The sequence below is a fragment of the Hyphomonas sp. genome (assembly GCF_040882205.1).
Lineage (GTDB): Bacteria > Pseudomonadota > Alphaproteobacteria > Caulobacterales > Hyphomonadaceae > Hyphomonas.
On sequence record NZ_JBBEBT010000346.1, the window covers coordinates 1 to 11022 of the forward strand.

Annotated in this window: 12 protein-coding genes; 6 read left to right on the forward strand and 6 right to left on the reverse strand. The window is 64.1% G+C overall.

Annotation, left to right across the window (positions count from 1 at the left end; all coding sequences use genetic code 11):
* Positions 1–107: 107 nt before the first annotated feature.
* From WEA77_RS15015 to WEA77_RS15035, 5 genes are all read left to right on the forward strand, one after another.
* Entirely contained in the window at positions 108–2690 is a 2583-nt protein-coding gene (locus tag WEA77_RS15015; protein ID WP_368068679.1) for an isoleucine--tRNA ligase, read from the forward strand.
* Positions 2691–2776: 86 nt separating this feature from the next.
* Entirely contained in the window at positions 2777–3295 is a 519-nt protein-coding gene (gene lspA, locus WEA77_RS15020) for a signal peptidase II (protein ID WP_368068680.1), read from the forward strand.
* A 40-nt stretch (positions 3296–3335) separates the two neighbouring features.
* Positions 3336–3833, forward strand: coding sequence for a DUF3035 domain-containing protein (locus tag WEA77_RS15025; protein ID WP_368068681.1), 498 nt, complete (start codon positions 3336–3338; stop codon positions 3831–3833).
* A 36-nt stretch (positions 3834–3869) separates the two neighbouring features.
* Positions 3870–5219 carry a M16 family metallopeptidase gene (locus tag WEA77_RS15030; RefSeq protein ID WP_368068682.1) on the forward strand — a complete coding sequence of 450 codons (1350 nt, stop codon included), beginning with the start codon at positions 3870–3872 and terminating at the stop codon, positions 5217–5219.
* Between the two features lies 1 nt (position 5220).
* The gene (locus WEA77_RS15035; RefSeq protein ID WP_368068683.1) at positions 5221–6639 is read left to right on the forward strand and encodes a M16 family metallopeptidase; all 1419 of its coding nucleotides are present in this window, start codon (positions 5221–5223) and stop codon (positions 6637–6639) included.
* 128 nt (positions 6640–6767) lie between these two features.
* On the opposite strand, the gene WEA77_RS15040 is transcribed toward WEA77_RS15035, so the two are convergent.
* Positions 6768–7715: an NAD regulator gene (locus WEA77_RS15040; RefSeq protein ID WP_368068684.1), complete on the reverse strand. Its 948-nt coding sequence runs from the start codon at positions 7713–7715 to the stop codon at positions 6768–6770.
* Complete coding sequence (locus tag WEA77_RS15045; RefSeq protein WP_368068685.1) at positions 7712–8356, reverse strand: HD family hydrolase; 645 nt, start codon at positions 8354–8356, stop codon at positions 7712–7714. The genes WEA77_RS15040 and WEA77_RS15045 overlap by 4 nt, the downstream gene beginning before the upstream one ends.
* Before the next feature lie 140 nt (positions 8357–8496).
* Between WEA77_RS15045 and WEA77_RS15050 the strand changes: the two genes are divergently transcribed.
* Entirely contained in the window at positions 8497–8646 is a 150-nt protein-coding gene (locus WEA77_RS15050; RefSeq protein ID WP_368068686.1) for a hypothetical protein, read from the forward strand.
* Between the two features lie 24 nt (positions 8647–8670).
* Here WEA77_RS15050 and WEA77_RS15055 read toward each other — a convergent pair whose 3' ends face one another.
* The 4 genes from WEA77_RS15055 to WEA77_RS15070 form a co-directional block, all read right to left on the reverse strand.
* The gene (locus WEA77_RS15055) at positions 8671–9792 is read right to left on the reverse strand and encodes a beta-ketoacyl-ACP synthase III (protein ID WP_368068687.1); all 1122 of its coding nucleotides are present in this window, start codon (positions 9790–9792) and stop codon (positions 8671–8673) included.
* A gap of 100 nt (positions 9793–9892) precedes the next feature.
* On the reverse strand, positions 9893–10168 hold the full coding sequence (locus WEA77_RS15060) for a hypothetical protein (protein WP_368068688.1): 276 nt from the start codon (positions 10166–10168) through the stop codon (positions 9893–9895).
* Positions 10165–10380 carry a hypothetical protein gene (locus tag WEA77_RS15065; RefSeq protein WP_368068689.1) on the reverse strand — a complete coding sequence of 72 codons (216 nt, stop codon included), beginning with the start codon at positions 10378–10380 and terminating at the stop codon, positions 10165–10167. The genes WEA77_RS15060 and WEA77_RS15065 overlap by 4 nt, the downstream gene beginning before the upstream one ends.
* Positions 10377–10961 (reverse strand): DNA-3-methyladenine glycosylase I, encoded by a 585-nt coding sequence (locus tag WEA77_RS15070; RefSeq protein ID WP_368068690.1) that lies wholly within the window; start codon positions 10959–10961, stop codon positions 10377–10379. The genes WEA77_RS15065 and WEA77_RS15070 overlap by 4 nt, the downstream gene beginning before the upstream one ends.
* Positions 10962–11022: the final 61 nt, after the last annotated feature.

An 11022-nucleotide genomic window follows, 5' to 3' on the forward strand; every position in this document is an offset into this window, starting at 1 on the left:
CCATCGAATGGAAGGTGGAAGAGGAGTTCCGCTCGAGGAACCGCCCTAAGGACTCAGTGCCTGCGGACGAGTTCCGCGCCGCCTGCCGCGCCTATGCCTAGCATTGGGTGAAAGTCCAGGGCAAGGAATTCCGTAGCCTCGGCATCGAGGGCGAATGGGACAATCCCTACCTGACCATGGCCTTTGAGAGCGAGGCGATGATCGTCTCAGAATTCCTCGACATGGCGATGAAGGGCGGCCTCGTACGCGGCGCCAAGCCGATCATGTGGAGCCCGGTGGAACGCACGGCGCTCGCCGAGGCTGAAGTGGAATATCACGACCGCAAGGTGCCGGTGGTGTGGGTGAAGTTTCCAGTTCGCCTCGAGGCACGTGATGGTCCCGACTTGCCGCACGTGCCCGGCGCGTCGGTGGTGATCTGGACGACGACACCGTGGACGATCCCCGCAAACCAGGCTGTGAGCTTCAATCCTGAAATCGCCTACGCACTCTATGAAGTCACCGACGTGATGACCACAGAGGAACTCGGTTTCCCGCCCTATGTGAAGGCCGGCGACAAGCTGATCTTTGCAAAGAAGCTGGTGGGCGACGCCATGAGCGCAGCCAAAGTTCGCGAAGGCGGCTATCAGCATATTTGTGACGTCGACCCGGCCGGTTGGGTCCTGCAACACCCGCTTCACGGCCTTTCGCCTTTTTTCCAGCATCCCATCCCCATGCTATCTGGCGAACACGTCACCGACGATGCCGGTACGGGTTTCGTCCACACCGCGCCCGCGCATGGCGAGGATGACTTCGAAGTCTGGGTCGCCTCCGGCCGCATGACGCAGGAAATTCGCCAGATCGTTGATGCCGATGGTCGCTATACGGATGAAGTCCCCGAGCCACTTGCGGGCCTCGACATCATCGTCACCTCCGGCAAGAAGCGCGGTGAGGCAGGCAAGGCGAACAATGAAGTGATCCGCCTTCTCGCGGAGAGCGGAAATCTCCTCGCACGCGGCGTCACTACGATCCGCGATGCCCACTCCTGGCGCTCCAAGGCGCCGGTCATCCGCCGCGCCACGCCGCAGTGGTTCATCGCGATGGACAAGCCGGTGCACGGCGGCAAGACGCTGCGCGAACTCGCGATGAAGGCCATCGCTGACACTGAATTTTTCCCCGCCACGGGCCGCAACCGCCTCTCCGCGATGGTCGAGAGCCGCCCGGACTGGCTGATCTCGCGCCAGCGCAACTGGGGTGTGCCGATCACCCTGTTCGTCAACGCCAAGGGCGAACCGCACACCGCTGCGCTGGCGCGCGAGCAGGCGGACAAGCTCAACGCCAACATCAAGGCCGCCATCGAAAAAACCGGCGTAGACGGATGGTTCGCCGCATCGGACGCCGACTTCTTCACAGGCACCGGTGTCTCGCCGGAAGGCTGGGAGAAGGTCACCGACGTGCTCGATGTCTGGTTCGACAGCGGCACCACGCACGCTTTTGCTCTGCGCAAACGTGGCATCATTGACAACGCCGCCGGACAGGCGGACGTTTACATGGAAGGCTCTGACCAGCATCGCGGCTGGTTCCAGTCGTCCCTGCTGGAAAGCTGCGCCACGCGTGGCATGGCGCCTTACAAACAGGTCGTCACACACGGCATGGTGGTCGACGCCGAAGGCAAGAAGATGTCGAAGTCCATCGGCAACACGATCGAGCCTGACGAATTCCAGAAGCAGCACGGCATCGAAATCCTCCGTCTCTGGACAGCCTCCGCCGACTATTGGGATGATACCCGCATCTCCGACGAGATCATTAAAGGCACCATCGAAACCTACCGTAAGCTGCGCAACACGCTGCGCTACATGCTCGGCGCACTGGATGGCTATACGCCCGCCGAAGCCATAGAGGCCAGGGACATGCCGGGCCTGGAACGCTTCATCCTCCACCGCCTCGCCGAACTCGACGGCGAAGTGCGCGCTGCTTTCAAGGAGTTCGACTTCAAGCGCGTGATGACCGCCATCGTGAACTTCGTGAACGTCGAACTCTCGGCGGTCTATTTCGACATCCGTAAGGACTCGCTTTACTGCGACCCGTCTTTTGCCACATCGAAAACCTGGGACGCGGAAACCTCCGTATACGGATACCGCCGCCGCGCCGTGCGCACAGTCATGGCCGCCGTGATGGAACGCCTGCTCGCCTGGCTCGCTCCGGTGATGCCGTTCACCACCGATGAAGCCTTCGGCGAAAGCCACCTCAAGGGCGCCGCGCCCTCGGTCCATCTCCTGCTCTTCCCGGAAACACCCGGCGCCTGGCGCAACGCGGACCTCGCCGCGCGCTGGGAGAAGATTTTCAAGGTCCGCCGCGTCGTCACGGGCGCCCTCGAAGTCGAACGCCGCGAAAAACGGATCGGCGCCTCACTCGAAGCGGCCCCTGAAGTGATCGTCAGCGATATTGCCCTCCTCGAAGCCTTCGCAGGCGAGGATGCGGGCGACCTCTTCATCACCTCCGGCTCAACCCTCGTACAGGGCGCGTCGGGCCCTGCCGGCGCCTTCACTCTGGTCGATTCGCCCGGCATCTGGGTCGTCCCAAAACCCGCCCCCGGCATCAAATGCCGCCGCAGCTGGAAATACTTTGACCCTGCAACTGCCGCCGCCGGCTACGCCGACATCACGCCGCGCGATGCGTTGGCCGTGAAGGCATGGGACAAGGCAGCGGGCTGACGCCGCTGGAACCCGCCAGCGGGAGAGGGGTGCAGAAGTGCACACAAAAGCTTGATCCACCCGGCGCGGTCTGCAATCTCAGGACGATGAAACTGGCGCCCCTTTCTGCCTGGCCATTCTTCCTGGTGCCCGTCGTGGTGCTGCTGGACCAATGGAGCAAATGGCTCGTCCTGCAGGAGCCGCGCTTCAACGCGCTCGGCTGCCTCGACCGGATGGAGCCCTGCGGCCGGATTCCCCTGCCAGGGCCCCTCGATTTCACCATGTTGTGGAACCGGGGCATGAGCTACGGCCTTTTCCAGTCAGAGGGAATCGGCCGCTGGATCCTCGCGGCCATCATGGCCACCATCGCGATCGGCTTCCTCGTCTGGCTCATCCGGGCCGAGGGTCGCTGGCTGCGCCTGGCGCTCGCGCTGGTGATCGGCGGCGCCTTTGGCAACCTGATCGACCGGGTCCGCTTTGGCGCCGTCATCGATTTCATCGATGCCAACGGGCTGTATTTCCCCTGGGTGTTCAACATCGCCGACGCCGCCATCAGTGTCGGCGCGGTGCTGCTGTTCATTGACCAGTTCCTGCTTTCGCGTCCAAAACAGGCTACAAGCTCGTAACCCCGGCCTTCCGGCCTCCAGAAACGGATCTGCCCCGCCCATGAAGCATCCCTTCCTCATCCTCGCCGCCGGCGCCGCCCTTGCGGCCACCGCGGCCTGCTCCTCCAACGGCGGCGGCAGCAGCTCGACGCCGAACGAGTTCCGCGTCGTAACGAAGGCCCCGCTCAGCCTGCCGCCGGAATACAGCCTGCGTCCGCCGCCAGCCGGCACCAGCATCCCGGCTGAGGTCGAGGCCGCAACCGCCGGCACGACCACCGCCTTCGGCACCACGATGGGCCAGGACGCCAGCGCCTCCGAGAAGGCGCTCGTTGCCGCCGCCGGCGCCAATGCCGCCAACCCTTCGGTGCGCGCGCAGGTCGACTATGAAGAGGCCAAGGCGATCCGCAAATCGGCCAGCATCGGCGACCGCATCCTGTTCTGGCGCAAGGACAAGCCGGAAGACGCCGCATCTGCTTCCACCGACAACGCCACCGGCGACGCGCCCGTGATCGTCCAGCAGACGAGCGGCGGCGCCCGGATCCGACTTCCCGGAACCTGAGTTCCGCCTGACCCCAGACCCAACCGGAGGCCGCACATGAAACGGAGTCTCGCCGCAGGGCTATTCGCCCTGTTCGCATCCCATGCCCTCGCCGAGGAAGCCGCCTGGGCGCCCTCCACCTTCACGCTCGGCAACGGGATGGAAGTTGTGGTTCTTCCGGACCACCGCGCCCCGGTCGTCACCCATATGGTCTGGTACAAGGTCGGCGCCGCCGACGAGGCGCCCGGCAAATCCGGCATTGCCCACCTGTTCGAACATGTCATGTTCAAGCAGACCAAGAATATCGGTCCGGAGGAGTTCACCTCCATCGTTCAGCGTTCGGGCGGCCAGCTCAACGCCTTCACCAGCTGGGACTACACCGCCTATTTTGAGCGCGTGGCCAAGCCCCAGCTCGGCAAGATGATGGAACTGGAAGCCGAGCGGATGGTGAACCTCATCATCAATGACGACCCCAAGGGCCCGTTCATCTCCGAGCGTGACGTCGTGAAAGAAGAACGCCGTCAGCGCATCGACAACAATCCCGGCGTCATCCTGCAGGAAAAGGTGCTCTCCGAATTGTGGAAGGGCCACCCCTACGAGATCACCGTCATCGGCCGCATGAAGGAAGTCGCCGCGCTCACCCCGCAGGACGGCCTCGATTTCTACAAGCAGTATTACAGCCCCGAGAACGCCATCCTCGTCGTCGCCGGTGATGTGACGCCAGAAGAAGTGCGCACCCTCGCCGAGCAGCACTACGGCGTCATCACACCCACCGGCACCGTCACAGCGGAGCGTAAATGGCAGCCGGTCACCCCGCTCGCTGAAACGCAGCTGTTGACGCACGAAGATCCGAAAGTGCGCCAGCCGGGCTGGAGCCGCTACTACACGGGCATGTCGCAGCGCCGCCAGCCGGCGGACGCTCTCGCGCTGGATGTCGGCCTTGAAATCCTCGGCGGCGGCATGACAAGCCGGCTCTACCAGTCGCTGGTAGAGCAGCAGCAACTTGCCATCTCCGCCAATGCCTATGCCTGGACCACGCTGCACGATGAAGGTCCGGCCGTCCTCTCCGCCAGCCCGGCGCCCGGCGTCACGCTGGACGCACTCGAGACTGGGCTGATGGCCGAAGTCGAACAAGTGCTCGCCGAAGGCTTCACCGAAGCTGAAGTCATCCGTGCCCGCAACAAGCTCGCGGCCAATGCGATCTACGCCCGTGACAGCCAGTCCGGCATGGCCAACGCGTTCGGCGGCTGGCTCGCCATCGGCGGCACGGTCGAGGAAATCCTGACCTATCCGGACACCGTCCGCACCGTCACGCCGGAGCAGGCGATTGCCGCCGTGCGCTCGGTGTTCAGCTCCGAGAAACACTATATCGAAGCCCACCTCCTGCCTGCCGAAGGAGACCTCTGAGATGCGGACGACCCAATTCCTCCTTGCCTCCGCCGCCCTCTCCGCGATCGCCGGCTGCTCGACCATTTCCGGCTGGTTCCACGGCGCGCCGGAAGCGCCCTCTGCCGAGACACTTGCGGGAACACTGGCCGAGACCGCAAAGCCCGCGCTGGCGGTCACCGTCCATGACGGCGAGTTCGCCGAGATCCAGCAATTCGTGACGCCCGGCGGCGTCTCGGTCTGGCTCGTCTCCGAGCCTTCGATCCCGATTGTCGCAGTCCAGATGGCCTGGAAGGCCGGCACGGCGTCCGATCCCGCCGGCGCCGAAGGCCTCAGCGAACTGGTCACCTACAGCATGAATGAGGGCGCCGGAGATCTAGATTCGCTCGGCTTCCAGACGGCCATGGAAGACCTCAACATGAGCTTCTCCTGCGGGGCGGGCGCGGAGTGGACCAGCTGCTCGGTCTCCTCCCTGACCGAGAATGCCCCCGCCGCGATGGCGCTCGTCGCCACCGCCTTCGCTGCGCCACGTTTCGACGAGGGCCCGTTCGAACGTTTCCTGCGCGAGGAAGAAATCGGCCTGCAGACGCGTGAGACAAACCCCAACTATCTCGCCTGGCGCACCATCGCCCAGTCGCTCTATCCAGACCATCCCTTCGCGCGTGAGACAACCGCGGAAAGCCTTGCCAACCTCACGGCGGACATGGCCCGCGAACATATGCGTACACTGATGACCCGGGACCGGCTGATCGTCACGGCTGTGGGCGCCGTCACGCCTGAAGAGCTCGCGCCGCTAATTGACGAGGTTGCCGCCGGCCTGCCGGAGACCAGCTCGGTTGCGCCCGTCGCCCCGGTCGACCTTGCCAGCGTCCCGGTCGCCCGGGTGGTCGTCGACCTGCCGCAGCCGCAAAGTCTCGTGCGCTTCATCGGCCCCGGCATTGACCGCGCCAACCCGGATTTCTTCCCGGCCTTCGTGCTCAACTACACTGTCGGCGGTGGCGGCTTCGAAAGCCGCCTGATGAAAACGCTCCGCGTCGTCAAGGGCCTCACCTACGGCATCTCCACCAGCCTCGACCCGAACCCTTCGATGCTCACCTGGTCCGGCGGCGGCCAGACCAAGAACGAGAGTGCCGGCGAATTCATCGCAGAGATAAAGTCGGAACTGATAAAGTTCGTCGAAGGCGGCGTCGCCGAACAGGAACTCGCCGATGCGAAAGCCTATCTCACCGGTTCCTATCCGCTCGGCTTTGATTCCAATGCCAAGATCGCCGGGCAGTTGATGATGGTGCGCCAGGAGAATCTCGGCGTCGACTATTTCGACCGCCGCAACGCCCTCGTCACGGCCGTCACCCTGGATGACGTCAACCGGGTCTCGAAAACTTATCTCGACCCCGCCCGCTATTCCTTCTTCGTCGTCGGCCAGCCGCAGGGGATGGAGTAGTCACAGAGCACCTTCATCCCGGACGCCGCATAGCGGTGATCCGTGGCCTTCTCTCCGGGATTGGCTGAAAGAGGTCCCGGCTCACGCCGCCCTTGCCGGCTGGCCGGGATGACAGGCTTCGGGGATAATCAGTCTACGGATTTCCTCGGCGTCGCCAGTCCCGGCCCGGAAAGGCTATTCGCTATATCCCGGCGGAAGCTGAACAGTTCTGCCGGCCGCCCGCCTGTGCCGGTTTCCATCTGTCCTGTTCCGGTCACAAACTGCGTCTTGTCCAGCGCGCGCCGGAAGTTCTGCGTGTGCAGCTGGAGCCCCAGGATACCCTCGACCGAGCGTTGCAGCGCCGACAGCGTGAACCGGTCCGGCATCAGTTCGAACACCACGGGGCGATACTTGATCTTGCTGCGCAGGCGCGAGAGCCCGGTCGCGAGAATGCGCCGGTGGTCGGAGGCCATGCTCCCGCCGAGCCGCAGACCGGAATCGGGCAAGCCTGCATCGCGTGTGCATTCGGCCACCAGGCCAGCCTCATAAAGCAGTTCATACCGCTCCAGCACGCGGTCTTCCATCCAGCGCGCGCCGTCCAGACCGAAGGCGATCTGCGCCCGGCCCAGCCGGCGTTGATTGCCTGCCGCCCAGGTCTTCAGGCGCGGCTCGATCTCGGCCTCGATCACCGGCGGGCGGCGCAGGCGATGATCCTCCCACGGAAAATAATGGTACCAGTCCTGCCAGCGCGCCTCGAACGCTGCATCGGTAAGACGCGCTTCCGGCGTCAGTGCCAGATAGCCCACCGAGATTACCCGCGACTCGGCGAGCGGATCCATCATCGAGGCTTCCGGCGTCTCGCGGTCCTTGTCGCCGAAAGTGTAGAGCTGCTCGACATAGCCGATCTCGAATCCCGTCTGCTCACGCACCCAGCCACGCAGCGACAGGTCGAAGGTGCGATGTTTGGCCGGGTCAAATGGGCCGAACGGCAACGCATCCTCGCCGCGCGCCCGGCGCGTCACCAGAACGTTGGGCTCCCCGTCCTTGAGGGCCACCATCACCGCAGACAGGCCGATCAGCAGGCGCGGCGCGGTCATCGCGTGGTCTCCTGCCGCGCTATCGCCGCCTGGATCTCACCGAATCGCTTCAGGAACGCCGCCTGCGCCCCGGTCACGGGCAGCGGCGCCAGTTTCAGTTTCAGCTTCAGCCCTTCCGGCGGCTTGCCGAAGAAGCCGTCGGATTCCTCCACCGTGAACCCCGCCAGCTGCACCGCCTCGAACCAGGCGCAGATATTGTCGGCCCGCTTGATCACCTTCTTGAGCGCAGGCGGCGTCACCGCCTTCAGGCCGAAACGGATATGCACCGCCTCCTGCAGGCGTGCCTCGACGCCCTTGTAGCTCTCGCCAAGAATGGCCTTGAACGGCGAGATCATGTCGCCGATCACGTATTCCGGGCTGTCATGCAGCAGCGCCGTCATCCAGTCCTGCGGCCCGAGGCCAGGTTCCAGCTGGCGCACCAGCTTCTCCACCAGCACCGAATGCTCGGCCACCGAGAAGGCATGTTCCCCCCGCGTCTGCCCGTTCCAGCGGGCCACACGGGCGAGGCCATGCGCAATGTCCTCGATCTCGATATCCATCGGCGAGGGATGCGCCAGGTCCAGCCGGCGGCCGGAAAGCATGCGTTGCCAGACGCGGGGCGGCTTAACAGATCGCTTCACGAAGTCCCTCCATCGGCGCATCCTTAAGGTATTGGTAGCACGGGTAAATAAAGGACGGCGATCCGGTTACAAACTCGCGCGATTGCAGACACCATTCCCCAATGCCGCATTAAGGCCTTTGGCGCATAACGGTCTCAAGAAAAACAAGAGAGCCCGAGCCGATGATGGATACCTTCTACAACTTCTTTTCCGGCCAGGGCTTTGCGGTGATGATGCTCGCCTGCGGTACTCTGGTCGTCGTTGTCGAAGCCGTCCGCGCCAGCCGCCGCGCCCTCTGGGGCGACATGTTCACCGAAGATTTCGAGGAATAGGGGAGGGGCTGATCCAGCCCTTGCTTACCCCACCTTCTCCACGAACACCGTCCCCGCCGAATACCCCGCGCCGAACGAGCATATCAGGCCTCGATCGCCCGGCTTGAAATCGGCCGAATGCTTGTGGAAGGCGATGATCGATCCGGCAGACGAGGTGTTTGCATAGGTGTCGAGCACAGTCGGGCTGTCATCCTCGGTGGCGTCGCGGCCCAGCACGCGGGCCGAGATCAGCCGGTTCATGTTGGCGTTCGCCTGGTGCAGCCACATGCGGCGCAGGTCCCCCGCGCCGATGCCCAGTTCGCCCATGTGCGCGCCGATCATCTCGGCCACCATCGGGACCACTTCCTTGAACACCTTGCGGCCTTCCTGCACGAACAGCTTGTCCGGCGCGCCGATGCCTTCCGGAGCCGCGCGGTTCAGGAAGCCGAAATTGTTGCGGATATTGTTCGAGAACTGCGTCTTCAGTTTCGTCCCAAGGATCTTCCAGTGTTGCTTCGGCGCCATGTCTTCGGCCTCGACCAGCACGGCGGTCGCCACATCGCCGAAGATGAAATGGCTGTCGCGGTCGGTAAAGTTCAGGTGGCCCGAACAGATTTCCGGGTTCACCATCAGAACCGAGCGGGCATTGCCGGCGCGAATGAAACCCGCCGCCGTCTGGATGCCGAAAGTTGCAGAGGAACACGCCACATTCATGTCGAAGGCAAAGCCCTTGATGCCGAGCGCGTCCTGAACCTCGATCGCCATCGCCGGATAGGCGCGTTGCATGTTCGATGCTGCACAGATCACCGCGTCCACATCCTTCGGGTCGCGCCCGGCCTTCTTCAGCGCCCCGCGCGCCGCATGTACAGCCATCTCGGCGAGAATCGAAATCTGCTCGTTCGGCCGCTCCGGCAGGCGCGGCGCCATGATGTCGGGGTCCAGCACGCCGTCCTTGTCCACCACATAGCGGGACTTGATGCCGGACGCCTTCTCGATGAACTCCACAGAGGAATGCGTCTTCGGGTCCATCAGGCCGGACTTGATCTCCGCTTCATTCTCGCGGTTCCAGGTGTCGGCCCAGGCATTGTAACTTTCGACCAGTTCCGCATTCGATATCGAATAGGGAGGGGTCCAGAGGCCGGTGGCCGAGATGACGGGACGGGTCAAACTGTGCTCTCCATTGGCGCGCCGCGCGGGCGTCTCGCGCTCGGCATGATGTCTTATCTATGCGTGACGTCTAGCCTGCGTTCCGTCCCGGGCCAAGGCGTCACCCCTCAAGGCCAGCGTGCCCGTTTCGGCGCACCATAGGCTTCACGCAACGCCTCACGTTCCTCGCGGGCCTGCGCAGCTTTTCCTGATAGCCCCGTTCGGCGTGCCCGGCGGCGGTCATCACTTCCACCCGGCAGCGGTCTCGCTCGCCCGGATTGGCAATCCGGGCGCAGTCGGCCAGCATCGCCGTGTCCGCCTTGTCAGTCCAGGTCTGGCAACCGGCCAGCGCCGCTGCGGCAACCAGAGCGCAAGCCCGCGCCCAGGCGCGCCTCATTGCGGCGGCGGACCCTTGCGCTGGGACTCGCGCTTCACCGAGGCGGCGACATCAGCCACCACATTCTTCATACAGCGGTCGCGTTCTGCCTCGGTTTCCTCGCCTGCGCAGGCGTCGACCGGGTTGGCGTAGGAGGCGGGTGCCTGCGCCGACTTACACGCCGCCGTCACAGCAAGTGCGCCGACCGCAACAATCATCATCAGTGTCTTCATTTCACGTTCCTCACAGCCATGTGCCGGGGGCAGCTTACCTCATGGTCATTGACCATGCCAACTGCCTGCGCCCATGCGTAGACGATTATCGGCCCGACGAACTTGAAGCCCCGCTTCTTCAGGTCTCTGGACATCGCTGCCGACCAGTCCGTGAAGGTCGGTGCATTGCGGAAGTTCGTCCATTTGCCGTGGATTGTCCTGCCGCCGACCCAGCCCCAGCAATAGTCCGGGAAGTCCTGGCCGGCTTCCATCATCGAAAGGTAGGCCTGCGCATTGCCAATTACGGCGTCGATCTTCTTCGGGCTGCGGATGATGCCGGGGTTCTCCAATGCCTTCGCCGCCCGTTTCTGCGTCCAGCGGGCGAGGCGCTCGGGATCGAACCCGTCAAACTCCGCCCGGATCGTGTCGCGCTTTCTCAGGATCGTGATCCAACTCAGGCCCGCCTGCATCCCGTCCAGCTGCAGCTTCTCCCACAGCGCCCGCGCATCGCGCTCCGGCACGCCCCATTCGGTGTCATGGTAATCGCGGTAAATCCTGTCGCTCACTGGCGCCCAGCCGCAATACGGCGTCTCGTCACTCACTGGTCGGGGCCTCCAGCAGGGCTTTTACTTCGGCAATCAGCCAGGGCGCGCGGTCAATCTC